General features: G+C 71.4%; 14 protein-coding genes. 2 read left to right on the top strand and 12 right to left on the bottom strand.

The features are described 5' to 3' along the window. Positions 1 to 445: 445 nt before the first annotated feature. From ACLJQE_RS17280 to ACLJQE_RS17230, 11 genes are all read right to left on the bottom strand, one after another. Positions 446 to 1,018, bottom strand: a complete 573-nt coding sequence (locus tag ACLJQE_RS17280; protein ID WP_410640233.1) for a hypothetical protein — start codon at positions 1,016 to 1,018, stop codon at positions 446 to 448. A 124-nt stretch (positions 1,019 to 1,142) separates the two neighbouring features. Next, on the bottom strand, positions 1,143 to 1,997 hold the full coding sequence (locus ACLJQE_RS17275; RefSeq protein WP_091308822.1) for a DivIVA domain-containing protein: 855 nt from the start codon (positions 1,995 to 1,997) through the stop codon (positions 1,143 to 1,145). 52 nt (positions 1,998 to 2,049) lie between these two features. Further along, a complete protein-coding gene (locus tag ACLJQE_RS17270; RefSeq protein ID WP_013224824.1) occupies positions 2,050 to 2,325 on the bottom strand; it encodes a YggT family protein in 276 nt (91 codons plus the stop codon). Between the two features lie 115 nt (positions 2,326 to 2,440). Further along, the gene (locus tag ACLJQE_RS17265; RefSeq protein WP_410640232.1) at positions 2,441 to 3,040 is read right to left on the bottom strand and encodes a cell division protein SepF; all 600 of its coding nucleotides are present in this window, start codon (positions 3,038 to 3,040) and stop codon (positions 2,441 to 2,443) included. Positions 3,041 to 3,140: 100 nt separating this feature from the next. Continuing rightward, positions 3,141 to 3,857 (bottom strand): YggS family pyridoxal phosphate-dependent enzyme, encoded by a 717-nt coding sequence (locus tag ACLJQE_RS17260; RefSeq protein WP_410640231.1) that lies wholly within the window; start codon positions 3,855 to 3,857, stop codon positions 3,141 to 3,143. Next, on the bottom strand, positions 3,854 to 4,558 hold the full coding sequence (gene pgeF / locus ACLJQE_RS17255; RefSeq protein WP_410640230.1) for a peptidoglycan editing factor PgeF: 705 nt from the start codon (positions 4,556 to 4,558) through the stop codon (positions 3,854 to 3,856). Before pgeF ends, ACLJQE_RS17260 begins: the two co-directional genes overlap by 4 nt. Before the next feature lie 74 nt (positions 4,559 to 4,632). Continuing rightward, a complete protein-coding gene (gene ftsZ / locus ACLJQE_RS17250; RefSeq protein WP_410640229.1) occupies positions 4,633 to 5,940 on the bottom strand; it encodes a cell division protein FtsZ in 1,308 nt (435 codons plus the stop codon). Positions 5,941 to 6,183: 243 nt separating this feature from the next. Continuing rightward, positions 6,184 to 6,936, bottom strand: coding sequence for an anti-sigma factor domain-containing protein (locus ACLJQE_RS17245; RefSeq protein ID WP_410640329.1), 753 nt, complete (start codon positions 6,934 to 6,936; stop codon positions 6,184 to 6,186). A gap of 11 nt (positions 6,937 to 6,947) precedes the next feature. Next, complete coding sequence (gene sigK, locus ACLJQE_RS17240) at positions 6,948 to 7,553, bottom strand: ECF RNA polymerase sigma factor SigK (protein ID WP_410640228.1); 606 nt, start codon at positions 7,551 to 7,553, stop codon at positions 6,948 to 6,950. Further along, positions 7,546 to 8,277, bottom strand: a complete 732-nt coding sequence (locus tag ACLJQE_RS17235) for a DUF1365 domain-containing protein (protein ID WP_410640227.1) — start codon at positions 8,275 to 8,277, stop codon at positions 7,546 to 7,548. Before ACLJQE_RS17235 ends, sigK begins: the two co-directional genes overlap by 8 nt. Further along, the gene (locus ACLJQE_RS17230) at positions 8,271 to 9,536 is read right to left on the bottom strand and encodes an NAD(P)/FAD-dependent oxidoreductase (RefSeq protein WP_410640226.1); all 1,266 of its coding nucleotides are present in this window, start codon (positions 9,534 to 9,536) and stop codon (positions 8,271 to 8,273) included. Before ACLJQE_RS17230 ends, ACLJQE_RS17235 begins: the two co-directional genes overlap by 7 nt. 83 nt (positions 9,537 to 9,619) lie before the next feature. Between ACLJQE_RS17230 and ACLJQE_RS17225 the strand changes: the two genes are divergently transcribed. Beyond that, on the top strand, positions 9,620 to 10,885 hold the full coding sequence (locus ACLJQE_RS17225) for a class I SAM-dependent methyltransferase (protein ID WP_410640328.1): 1,266 nt from the start codon (positions 9,620 to 9,622) through the stop codon (positions 10,883 to 10,885). Next, positions 10,879 to 11,649, top strand: coding sequence for a DUF1295 domain-containing protein (locus tag ACLJQE_RS17220; RefSeq protein ID WP_410640225.1), 771 nt, complete (start codon positions 10,879 to 10,881; stop codon positions 11,647 to 11,649). The genes ACLJQE_RS17225 and ACLJQE_RS17220 overlap by 7 nt, the downstream gene beginning before the upstream one ends. On the opposite strand, the gene ACLJQE_RS17215 is transcribed toward ACLJQE_RS17220, so the two are convergent. Then, positions 11,636 to 12,142: a DinB family protein gene (locus tag ACLJQE_RS17215; protein ID WP_410640224.1), complete on the bottom strand. Its 507-nt coding sequence runs from the start codon at positions 12,140 to 12,142 to the stop codon at positions 11,636 to 11,638. The genes ACLJQE_RS17220 and ACLJQE_RS17215 overlap by 14 nt on opposite strands. Between the last annotated feature and the right edge of the window lie 73 nt (positions 12,143 to 12,215).

Raw genomic sequence — 12,215 nt, 5'->3', positions numbered from 1 at the left:
TTCGACGGCTGTCACGGGCCGCACCCGTCCGGTTCTACTGAGAGCGTGACGCTCGGTTCTTCCGGAGGCTCCCCGGTGATGGCCGGATCGACGCCGTGTTGCCTACCAGGTTAACCGGCCCGCGCAACCGGGTTGTCACGAGGGGCACGTACGGTCACGCCGATCGCGACCAGCCACAACCCGCCGGCGATCAGGCCGGGCCGGCTCGGGGTTGGCCGGATCTCGGCTCCGCAGCCTGACGGCCCGCGGAAGCGTGCCCGAACCCGTACCTCGCGTGATCAGAGCCGTAACTCGCGTGATCAGGGGCGGAACTCGCGAGTTCCGGCGGCAATCACGCGAGTTCCGGCTTCGATCACGCGAGTTCCGGCGGGCATCTCGCGTGACTGGAGGGTCGGCTCGCGTGACTGGAGGGTCGGCTCGCGTGATTGGGGGGTCGACACGGTGGTCAGCGGTGGGCGGCGACCAGGGTGGCGTCGGGGCGGCAGCGGTCGCAGGGGGTGAAGCCGAGCTGGCGGGCTTCGCCGACGCCGATCGGGATCGTGTCGCGGGGGCCGAGCCAGGGGCACGTGCGGAGGTGGTAGCGGGGGTGCTCGTCGACCACCACGACCTCGTCCTCGAGGTCGGCCAGGACCGCGACGTCGGCCTCCGGGGTGTCTTCCACGCCCGGGTCGGAATCGGACGTCGTTTCGGTCTCGGCTGAAGCGTCGGCCGGTGCGGGCTCGGGCGTGTCGGCCGGGTCACCCAGGTCGCCGGAGGCCGGGATCAGGGTGGTCTGTTCTTCCGAAACGGGCTCGGCGGGCGCAGCGGGCTCGGCGGGTTCCGGCGGGGAAGAATCGGCCGGAGCCTCGGGAGCGGCCGCGGAGCGGCGACGGCGGCGCAGCCAGTCGGCGAGCAGGAGCAGCCCGGCCAGCACGGACAGCCCGATGGAAACCCACGCCCACAGCGAAGAAGCCGTGATCAGGGCGGTGACGAGCAACCCCAGAGCCGCCAGTACCAGGACCAGCACGATGTAAAGCACGCTGAATTACAGCACGAACCACCCGGGAGCGGACCACGACCCGCCCACGGGTGGTACCGGATCGACTCCGAACCGTGGTCCACCCCGCCGGCGCGTGCCGGCGGGGTGGACCCGGAACTGAAACTCAGCCGGCTTCGGCCCGCGGACCGAAGGAGTAACCCTGCCCGCCGCTCGACGAACCGGACGACTGCCCCGAGTTCGACGAAGCCGACGCGGGGGCCGCGGAACCGCGGTCGTCGAGTTCGCGCAGCTGGGACTCGAGGAACCCGCGCAGCCTCGTGCGGTACTCCCGCTCGATCGTGCGCAGCTCCTCGATCTTCTTGCCCAGCCCGCTCTTCTCGGAGTTCAGGCTGTTCATCGTCTCGGTGTACTTGCGCTGCGACTCGCGTTCCAGCGTGGTCGCCTTGTCGCGCGCCTGACGCTCCAGCGTCTCGGCACGGGTCCGCGCGTCGTTCAGCATCGTGTCGACGCGGGTGCGGGCCTCGTTGACCATCGAGTCGGACTTCGCCCGGGCGTCCGAAAGCAGCTGCTCGGACTTGGTGCGGGCCTCGGCCAGCATCCCGTCGGACTCGGTCTTCGCCTCGGCGGTCAGCCGGTCGGCCATCTCCTGGGCCAGGCCCAGGACCTTGGCCGCCTGCACGTTCGGCTCGGTGCTGTCGCCGACCATCGAGTGGGCTTGGGTCTGCTCCATGGCCGACTGCGGCGGCGGCACCGGCGCCAGGCGCCGCGACGGCTCCTCGCGCATCGGCGGCGCGCCGACGTTGGCCTTGGCGTTCTCCAGCTCGCTACGGGTCGACTCGAGCTCCGCGTCGAGCTGTTCCATCTGCTGGCGCAGCTCGTTGTTGTCCTCGATCAACCGGGCCAGCTCGGTCTCCACCAGGTCGAGGAACGCGTCCACCTCGTCCTCGTTGTAGCCCCTCTTGCCGATGGGCGGCTTGCTGAACGCGACGTTATGCACGTCAGCGGGGGTCAACGACATCAGATCACCTCACGCACTCCATGGCCTGCAGGGTCCACCCAAGTTTCCCCGATCAACTTGGAGTCGCCAGTTGCATCGCGAAGAACACAACCAACAGCAGCACCATAATCGACAAGTCCAGTCCGACGCCGCCGATCCGGACCATCGGAATGATCCGTCTGAACAATCGGACCGGCGGGTCCGTCACTGTGTAGATGGTCTCGAGCGTGACCGCAACCCCTCCGGCCGGATGCCACTCACGCGCGAAGGTCCGGACGAGTTCGACCACGATCCGCGCCGTCAGCAGCAGCCAGAAGGCGAACAGCACGTACCAGACGACCAGCCACACAGCTTCCACGTACCTACTCTAACCGGGCGCCCTCTCCGAAGGCGCAGTTGAGGGGTCCGACCCCGTCTCGGGTCGGCAAAGTCACGTCTGGTTGCGCTCAGCGGTCCGGCCGACTTCAGCCCCGCAAAAACAATCCGCCCTCGGCAATCCGCCGGCGGTCTTCCGCGGTGACGTCCACATCGGGCGGTGAGAGAAGGAACACCTTGTTGGTGACCTTGTCCATCGACCCTCTGAGCGCGAACGCCAGCCCGGCGGCGAAGTCGACGAGCCGCTTCGCGTCCGCGTTCTCCATCTCGGTGAGGTTCATGATCACCGGGATGCCTTCGCGGTAGTGCTCCCCGATCGCCCGCGCCTCCGCGTAACTGGTCGGGTGCAGCGTGGTGATGCGGCTCAACGGGTCACGCACCGGCTGGCGCACGACCGGTTCGGTGACCGGCCGGAGGCGGGCCACGGGTTCCGGCTGGCGGTCCATGGCGAGCGCGCCGTGAACGGCAGGTTCGGCACTGGCCACGGAGCGTGACCGGCCGCGGCTGGCAGGCTCGTCGTACGTGTCGTCGACCTCGCGGTACCGTGAGCGCGACGACCGAGGAGCCGGCTCCTCGTAAGAGTCGTAATCGTCGTCGTAACCGCGCCGGTAATCGTCCTCGACGTCGTAGCCGTCGTCGTCAGCGGGCACCATCCCGAAGTAGGCCTTCAGCTTCTGCAGCGCGCTCATGCCTCTCCCTAGCCCTAGCCGCTCCCGCACTGACTTTCGATCTCCACGCCGTCAGTGCCCCGCGCGAGCGGACACTAAACGTGACGACCGCGCGAGCTCCCTACGGCGAGGCTAAACCGCGTCCACCGAGCAACGCGGTTCCGACACGCACACACGTTGAGCCGTGCGTGATCGCCTCCTCGAGATCATGGCTCATCCCGGCGGAGACTTCTGCGGCATTCGGGTGATCTTTTCGGAGCGCCTCACCCGCGCGAGCCAGCCGTTCGAAGGCGGCGGCCGGGTCCGCACCCAGGGGCGCGACGGCCATCAGGCCGCGAAGCCGCAGCTCTTCCGTCCGCGCGATGCGGTCGGCGAGCGCGCCGAGTTCGGGGAGCGGACAGCCGCCCCGCTCGGGATCGTCGTCGAGGCTGGCCTGGATCAGCACGTCGAGGGGTTCGTCACGTATCTGAACGTCCCGAACCGCACGCACCGCCTTGGCGAGCGCGTCGGCGAGCCGGGCCGAATCGAGGGACTGCACTTCGTGTGCCCACCCGGCCACGGAACGTGCCTTGTTCCGCTGCAGCCGCCCGACCATGTGCCACCGCAGCCCGGTGACTTCGGCGGCTTTCGGGCCCGCCTCCTGGTCGCGGTTCTCGCCGACGTCCGTGACGCCGAGCTCGGCGAGCAAGGCGACGTCGGACGCGGGGAAGGTCTTCGTGATCGCGATCAGCTTGACCTCTTCGCGGGCGCGCCCGGCGGCGCGGCAGGCGGCGTCGATCCGCTCCTCGACCTCGCGCAGGTTCTCGGCCAGCTCGGCCTTGCGGTCGGTGGTGCTCATGCCTCGACCCAGGTGATGCCCGCGATCCGCCCGGTGGTCCCGTCGCGGCGGTAGCTGAACAGCGTCTTGTCCTCGTTCGTGCACCGCGGGTCGACGCCGATCTTGCCGACGCCGAGGTCGGCGAGCTGCCGCCAGAGCCCGGCGCGCAGGTCGATTCCGGGGGTGCCCTTGCGGGTCTTGCACGCGCTGCCGGGGACGTGTTTTTCGACGTCGGCGGCCATTTCGGCGGGCACTTCGTAGCAGTCGCCGCAGATGGCCGGGCCGAGCAGCGCCTCGATCCGGTGCGGCTCGGCGCCCACCTCTCGCATGGCCTTCACCGCCGCCGGGACGACGCCGGCCCGCGTGCCCACCCGGCCCGCGTGCACCGCCGAAACCACCCCGGCCTCGGCGTCGGCCAGCAGGACCGGGACGCAGTCGGCGACCAGCACCACGAGCGCGACGCCCGGGGTTGCCGTCACCAGGGCATCGGTCGCCTCCGCCGCGGCGGTCTCCGAGCCGTCCACGACGGTCGCCGTGCGGCCGTGGACCTGCTCCATCCAGGCCAGCTTGTTCTCGGCCAGGCCCAGCTCGGCGGCCAGGCGCTTGCGGTTGGCGTAGACGTTGCCCTCGTCGTCGCCGACGTGGTCGCCCAGGTTGAAGCTGTCGTACGGCGGTCGTGACGCGCCGCCCGCCCTGGTCGTGACCACTCGCCGAACCCGCACGAATCCTCCTGAACATCAATGAAGGCCACCACCCACGACTCTAGTTCGCGGGCGATGGCCTTCAGAGGGGGTGGCTAGCGCCGCATGAACGGCGGAACGTCGACCTCGTCGTCCGACGGGTCGTCGTGGACCGGCATCGCGCGCCCGGGCAGGCTGCCCTGGGTCGCGTTGGAGCCGAGCGGCGAGTAGCCGCGCGAACCGCCGCCGGGCTGTGGGAGCCCGCCGGACGGCTGGTTGCCGGTGGCCGACGGCAGCGGCGAGTGCGACCGCGGCGGCGCCACCGGGTAGCCGGAGCTGCCCGCCGACGGGACCGGGGTGGCCCCCGACGGCGGCGACGACGGGTTGGAGACCTGGCCGGCCGAGGCCGAGGCCGTGCTGGACGACGCCCGCGAGCCGGACCCGAACGTCGACGGGTCCAGCTTCTTGTGCGTCGGCGCGCCGGCGTCGAACCCGGCGGCGATCACCGTGACGCGGACCTCGTCGCCGAGGGAGTCGTCGATGATCGTGCCGAAGATGATGTTCGCGTCCGGGTGCGCGGACTCCTGGACCAGCGACGCGGCCTCGTTGATCTCGAACAGACCCAGATCCGAACCACCCGCGATCGAAAGCAGCGCGCCGTGCGCACCATCCATGGAGGCTTCGAGGAGCGGCGAGTTGATCGCCTTCTCCGCGGCCTGGATGGCCCTGCCTTCACCGCGTGCGCTCCCTATACCCATGAGGGCGGAGCCCGCGCCGGACATCACGCTCTTGACGTCGGCGAAGTCGAGGTTGATCAGGCCCGGGGTGGTGATCAGGTCGGTGATGCCCTGGACACCGGAGAGCAGCACCTCGTCCGCCGAGCGGAACGCGTCCATCAGCGAGACGCCGATGTCGCCGAGCTGCAGCAGCCGGTCGTTGGGGATCACGATGAGCGTGTCGCACTCGTTGCGCAGCGCCTGGATGCCGTCTTCGGCCTGCTTGCCGCGGCGCTTGCCCTCGAAGGTGAACGGGCGGGTCACGACGCCGATGGTCAGCGCGCCCAGCTTGCGGGCGATCTGTGCCACGACGGGCGCGCCGCCGGTGCCGGTGCCGCCGCCCTCACCCGCGGTCACGAACACCATGTCGGCGCCCTTGATGACCTCTTCGATCTCTTCGCGGTGGTCTTCGGCGGCTCGCTGGCCGACCTCGGGGGCGGCGCCCGCGCCGAGGCCACGGGTCAGCTCGCGGCCGATGTCCAGCTTGACGTCGGCGTCGGACATGAGCAGTGCTTGGGCGTCGGTGTTCACCGCGATGAACTCGACACCCTTGAGGCCGACCTCGATCATGCGGTTCACGGCGTTCACGCCGCCACCGCCGATGCCGACCACCTTGATCACCGCAAGGTAGTTGTGCGGGGGCGTCATCGAAGTCCGCCTTCCTGATCGTTGTGCCCGTACAGCCCGCCGCCGGGTGATCAACCCTCAACCTCAACCCCAGATCGAGAGTTATGTCAACCGCCGACGTTAGGCAGGACGGTAGGCACCAGGCAGGCTCTAATCCAGTAGGCACGCCGTGTGTCGCAAAGGTGTTTTGCCACAACACGTTCGAGCGCGCAAGAGCGACGGGCCGCGAGCACCCCTTCGGCCCGATCTGCTATGGCGGCCGGCTCAGGCGGGCACGGGCATGCTCATGAGGACCTCCGAAGGCGCTCCGGTGGCCGATCCACCGGCCGGCTCGAGGCTCACCGCGAGCTTGTCGGCGCTGCCCACACCGTCCGCCACGACCAGGCCGCCCTCCTCCGCCGCGAGCACCCCGGCCGAGCGCGGCGCGGTCGCGCCGGAGATCAGCCAGGCTTGGTAGACCTTCCCGCCCGGCTGCGACGGCAGGCCCGCGTCCATCACCATCACGCGGTTCAGCGACCGCGAGAGGACGACCGTGACGCCGCCACCGGTGGGTGCCTCGCCGTGCGCGGTCTTCGCGTCCGGGGCCGCGAGCAGCGCCGCCACCGGCGCGAACTGCGCTTTCGCCTGGTCGAGGCGGCTCTGCGCGGCCTGCAGTTCCTGCTGCTGGTTCAGCGCGATGCCGCCGAAGACCCCGCCCGCGGCGAGCCCGGCGACGGCGGCCGCGGCCGACACCAGCACCGCCCAGCGCGGGGCCCGCGCCGAGCGGCGGTGCCGTTCGGGCGCGCCGGGCCGGGTCCGCGGCGGCAGCTGGCGGGTGGCGTGCATGGCGGCCATGACGCGGTCCTTGAACTCCGGCGGCGGGTCCTCGGCCATCGCCGCGCCCAGCCGGGCCGCCGTCGCGCGCAGCTCGGCGACCTCCTGCGCGCACGAATCGCACTGCTCGAGGTGGCGGGCGAACTCCGCGCGCTCGACGTCGTTGACGGCGTCGAGCGCGAAGGCGCCGGCCAGGGTGTGCATCTCCGGCGTGCTCAAGCGGTCACCCCCAGGCAGTCCCGCAGGCGGATCAGCCCGTCCCGCAGCCGCGTCTTGATGGTGCCTTGCGGCGTCGACAGCACTTCGGCCACCTCGCGATACGTATAGCCCTGGTAGTAGGCGAGCAGCACGGACTCGCGCTGCAGTTCGGTCAGGAAGGACAGGCACCGGCGCACCTGGGAACGTTCGAGCCGCGCGGCGACGGATTCGGCGACCTCGTCGAACGGGCGCCCGCGCGCGGCTTCGAAGGTCGCCTTCTGCTCGCGCTCGGTGCTCGCCCGCGCCGAGCGGACGCGGTCGACCGCGCGGCGGTGCGCCAGCGTCATCGCCCAGTTCAGCGCCGAGCCCTTGGCCGGCGCGTACCGCGTGGCCGTGCGCCACAGCTCGACGAGGACTTCTTGGGCGACCTCTTCGGATTGGGCCGCGTCGCGCACGATCCGCCGGACGAGCCCGTAGATCGGCCCGGCGAACTGGTCGTAGAGCAGCTCGAAGGCCCGCTCGTCGCCCTTGGCGACGCGCACCATGAGCTCTTCTGCCGTCGGGCCGGCCGGGATTTCCGAGGGCACGGGCGCCATCCGGCGCGGGCGGGCCGGCTCATCCATGCTGTCCTCCGGCGTTCTGCGGGGTGCGCGGCACGACCGCGGCCTTCCGCAGCCACAGGGCGACGCCGTGGCGGCGGATCAGCACGGACACCCGCTGCGGGAGCAGCGGCCGGGCCAGGACCAGCCGGGCCAGCCACCGCGGGTTCACCGGGCGGCGAACTCCCCGCAGCGTAGCGACCAGCGGCGTGGCCGTCCCGTGCCGCAACGCCACGGTGAGGTCGAGCAGCGCCTCCGGGCGCGGCAGGCGCATCCGGTACTCGCCGTCCAGCTCCTGGAACGGCGAGACGTAGAACTCCTTGGCCGTGCGGGCGCGCCCGGCCCCGTCGGGGTGCAGCAGGTAGGCGTGCCGTCCGCCGTAGGTGTTGTGCACCTCGGCCACCACGCACGCGAGCCGCCCTTCCGGGTCGTGGCACCAGTAGACGCTGATCGGGTTGAACGCGTACCCGAGAACGCGGGCGGCGGCCAGCATCACGACCCGGCCGCCGCGCAGGTCGACCCCGCGCCCGGCGAGCCACGCGTCCAGCTTCTCCCGGATGCCGCGCGGATCCGCGGCCGCGAAGTGGTCCCGGTGGTCGAACCGCGCGAACGGCCGCAGCCACCGCGGCAGCCGCGGGAGGTCGTCCAGGTCCACCCGCCACAGGTAGACGCGGTGGGCGAAGGCGTGCGGCGGGTCGAGCCGGCGCACGTGCGCGACCGTGGCGTCGTAGAGCGCGTTCGTCACCACGTCACCCCCAGGCTTTCCGCGGCCCGGGCGCCCGAGGAACAGCCGTCCTCGTGGAAGCCCCAGCCGTGGTAGGCACCCGCATACGCGAGCACGCCGTCGTTGAGCTCGGGCAGCCGCCGTTGCGCGGCAACGGATTCCGGCGTGTAGACCGGGTGCTCGTACCGCATCCGCGCGACGACCCGCTCCGGGCCGGGGCCGTCGCCGGGGTTGAGCGTGACGACGTAGCCGGTCGGCTCGTCCAGCCGCATCAGGCGGTTCAGGTCGTAGCTGACCTGGACCGCGCCGGTGGGTGCGCCGCAGGCGGGCGCGCGGTAGTTCCACCCGGCCCTGGCGGACGGCGAGGGAAGCACGCTCGTGTCGGTGTGCAGCCAGGCCTCGTTCCCGGAGTACCGGAACGCGCCGAGCACCTCGCGCTCGGCGGCGCCCGGGTTGGCCAGCAGGGCGAGCGCCTGGTCGGCGTGCGTGGCGACGACGACCTTGCCGACGCGGTGCGGGGTGTCGGCGTCGTCGCGGATCTCGACACCACTGCCGGTCCGCAGCACCGACCGCACGGGCGTCGACAAGTGCACCGCCGTCAGCTGCTTCGCCGCCAGCTCGACGTACTCGCGGGAGCCGCCCACGACGGTCCGCCAGACCGGCGAGTCCCGCACCGAGAGCATGCCGTGGTTGTGCAGGAACTCGAACAGGTACCGCGCCGGGTACCGCAGGGTGTCGGTGCGGTCGGCCGACCACACCGTCGACACCAGCGGCAGCATGAAGTGGTCGACGAAGTAGCGGGTGTAGCCGCCGATGGCGAGGAACGCGCCAAGCGTGACGTCACCGGCGTCCTTCGCCGCCAGCAGCCGCTTCGCGTGCCGGTGGAACCGCTTCACCTCGGTCAGCATCCGCAGGTACCGGCCGCGGACGGCGTTGCCGCGCTGGGCGAACAGCCCGCCGACGCCCTTGGCGCCGGCGTACTGCAGGCCGCAGCCGTCGCAGCGGACGCTCATCGACATCTCGGTCTCGCGCGTGGCCACCCCCAGCTCGCCGAACAGCTTCCGCAGGGTCGGGTAGGTGCGCTCGTTGTGGACGATGAAGCCGGAGTCCACGCCGACCGTGCCGCCGTGGGTGCTCGGCACGTCGTGCGTGTGCGCGTGCCCGCCCAGGCGGTCGCCGGCCTCGAACAGCAGCACTTCGTACTTGCGTTGCAGCAGGTATGCCGCGGTCAGCCCGGCCACCCCGCTGCCGATGACGCCGATGCGTTGTCCCGTGATCTCCACACCGGTCCTTCGGGACCGCGGCCCGGCCGGATTGCCGGGCCGGGCGACCAATCCACCGCGGCGGGGTGAGCGAATCCCCGGGCATGCCGCACACCACCACCGCGCAGAGCCTCGCCTCGTTCGCCGCGAAACTCCTCGGCGGGCCCCTCCCCGTGGGCCTGCAGACCTGGGACGGCTCTCGCGCCGGCCCGAAAAACGCACCGACCCTCGTGCTCCGCCACCGCCGTGCCCTGCGCCGCCTCCTCTACGCGCCCGGCGAGCTGGGGCTCGCCCGTGCCTACGTCACCGGCGACCTCGACGTCGAAGGCGATCTGGCGGACGGCTTCCGCCGGATCTGGGCCCTCACTCGCGCGGGCGAGCTCAACCGGGTCGAGCTCGGGCCGCGAGAGTGGGCCGAAGCCGTCCGGCTGGCCGCCCGGCTCGGCGTCGCCGGGCTGCCGCCGAAGCCGCCCGCCGAAGAGGTCCGGCTGTCCGGGAAGCTGCACAGCCTGCTGCGGGACCGCTCCGCCATCGCCCACCACTACGACCTGGGCAACGCCTTCTACCAGCTGCTGCTGGACGGGTCGATGGCGTACTCGTGCGCGTACTTCACCTCCGGTTCGCGGAACCTCGACCAGGCCCAGCACGACAAGCTGGAGCTGATCTGCCGCAAGCTCGGGCTCCGGCCGGGCATGCGGCTGCTGGACGTCGGCTGCGGCTGGGGCTCGCTGCTCGTGCACGCGGCCAAGCACCACGGCGTCGAGGCCGTCGGCATCACGCTCTCGGCCGAGCAGCGGCAGCACGTCCGCGGCCGGCTCGCCCAGCACGACCTCGAAGACCGCGTCGAGGTGCGCCGCCAGGACTACCGGGAGCTGCCGGACGCGCCGTTCGACGCGGTCGCGTCGATCGAGATGGGCGAGCACGTCGGCGAGGCCAACTACCCGGCGTACGCGGCGACGCTGCACCGCATGGTGAAGCCGGGCGGGCGCGTGCTGCTCCAGCAGATGTCACGCGGGAACGCCGCCCCCGGCGGCGGGGCGTTCATCGAGCGGTACATCGCCCCCGACATGACCATGCGCCCGGTCGGCCGGACGATCGGCCACCTGGAGACCGCGGGCCTCGAGGTGCGGGACGTGCACGCGCTGCGCGAGCACTACGTGTGGACGGTCCGGGCCTGGGCCGCCACCCTGGAGCAGAACTGGGCCGACGTCGTCGCGCTCATCGGCGAGCCGGGTGCGCGGGTCTGGCGGCTGTACCTGGTGGGCGGAGCACTGGCGTTCGAGGAGAACCGGATGGGCGTGGACCAGATCCTGGCCGTGCGGCCGCACGCGAACGGCACCAGCGGCCTGCCGGCGACGCGGGAGTGGTGACGGTGCCGCAGCTGCTCGTCACGGCCGCCGTCACGCTCGTGGCGGTGACCGTGACCTTCGGGATCGCGCGGGCGCGCAAGCGGTACGACACGATCGACACGTTCTGGGGGCTCGGTTTCGCGCTCGTCGCGCTCGTGGCGTTCCCGCTCGGGGACGGCCCGGTGGCGCTGCGGCTCGTGGTGGCCGTGCTGACCGTCGTCTGGGGCGTGCGGCTTGCGGTGCACCTGCACCTGCGCAGCCACCGGCTGCCGGAGGACCCGCGGTACGCGCGGATGGGCCACGGCCCGGCGAAGATGTTCGTGCGCGTGTACCTCGTCCAGGCGCTGGTGCTCTGCTTCGTGTCCCTCCCGGTGCAGTTCGCGATGGATGGCACCGGATTCGGCGTGCTCGGCTGGCTCGGTGTCGTGGTGTGGCTGGCCGGGTTCGCGTTCGAGACGATCGGCGACGACCAGCTGCGCCGGTTCAAGGCCGACCCGGCCCACCGCGGCCGCGTCCTGGACACCGGGCTGTGGCGGTACACGCGGCACCCGAACTACTTCGGCGACGCGTGCGTCTGGTGGGGCCTCTACCTGCTGGCCTGTTCGACGTGGCCGGGCGCGGCGACCGTCCTCTCCCCCGTGGCGATGACCTTCACCCTGGTCCGCGGGACCGGGAAACCGTTGCTGGAGAAGGGCATGGCCCGCACCCGCCCGGCGTACGCGCACTACGTCGAGCGAACCAGCGGCTTCTTCCCGCTGCCGCCGCGGCGGGTCACTCCCCGGTGAGGCCGTCGGTCAGTTCGCGCAGCAGGTCGAGGTGGCCGACGTGGCGCGCGGTCTCCTCGACCATGTGCGTGACGACCCAGCGGACGTTGAAGGTCTCCTCCTTGTGGGTCACCTGCTCGTCGAGCCCGCGAGCGGCAATGATTTCGCGGCTGCGCACGCACTGCTTCTCGTAGTCCGCGAGGAGCTGCGCCACCGTCGTCCCCGGCGGGATCCGGAACTCGGCGTCCGGGTCCTGCTCGAGCTTCTGCTCCCAGGTGTCCTCTTCGCCGTCGACGACCACGGCGAACCAGAACCATTCGTTGAGCGTGAGGTGCGCGATCAGCCCGGCGACGGTCGTCAGCTCGCTCGGCAGGTGCACTTGGCGAGCCTGCTCGTCGGTGAGGCCGCCGGCCTTCCACGCGACGGTCGCGCGGTGGTAGTCGAGCAGGCCGGTGAGGATCTCCCGCTCATCGCCGGTGAGCGGGACCTGCGGGCGCGGTGGTCGTTCGGTCATGGAGGGGACTCTGCCAGAGGGGTCCGACAGTTCCGAATACCTTGCGCACGATGTAATCGTGGGCTAGGTTTGC

This window comes from Amycolatopsis sp. lyj-346 (genome assembly GCF_046548975.1).
In the GTDB taxonomy this organism is placed as follows: domain Bacteria; phylum Actinomycetota; class Actinomycetes; order Mycobacteriales; family Pseudonocardiaceae; genus Amycolatopsis.
This window is presented reverse-complemented; position numbering and strand designations above follow the sequence as displayed.

Coding starts and splice junctions, on each gene's coding strand:
- ACLJQE_RS17215 (WP_410640224.1), bottom strand. CDS start 12,142: ATGACCGAACGACCACCGCGCCCGCAGGTCCCGCTCACCGGCGATGAG.
- ACLJQE_RS17245 (WP_410640329.1), bottom strand. CDS start 6,936: ATGCACACCCTGGCCGGCGCCTTCGCGCTCGACGCCGTCAACGACGTC.
- ACLJQE_RS17275 (WP_091308822.1), bottom strand. CDS start 1,997: ATGTCGTTGACCCCCGCTGACGTGCATAACGTCGCGTTCAGCAAGCCG.
- ACLJQE_RS17260 (WP_410640231.1), bottom strand. CDS start 3,857: ATGAGCACCACCGACCGCAAGGCCGAGCTGGCCGAGAACCTGCGCGAG.
- ftsZ (WP_410640229.1), bottom strand. CDS start 5,940: ATGACGCCCCCGCACAACTACCTTGCGGTGATCAAGGTGGTCGGCATC.
- ACLJQE_RS17265 (WP_410640232.1), bottom strand. CDS start 3,040: ATGAGCGCGCTGCAGAAGCTGAAGGCCTACTTCGGGATGGTGCCCGCT.
- ACLJQE_RS17225 (WP_410640328.1), top strand. CDS start 9,620: ATGCCGCACACCACCACCGCGCAGAGCCTCGCCTCGTTCGCCGCGAAA.
- sigK (WP_410640228.1), bottom strand. CDS start 7,553: ATGGATGAGCCGGCCCGCCCGCGCCGGATGGCGCCCGTGCCCTCGGAA.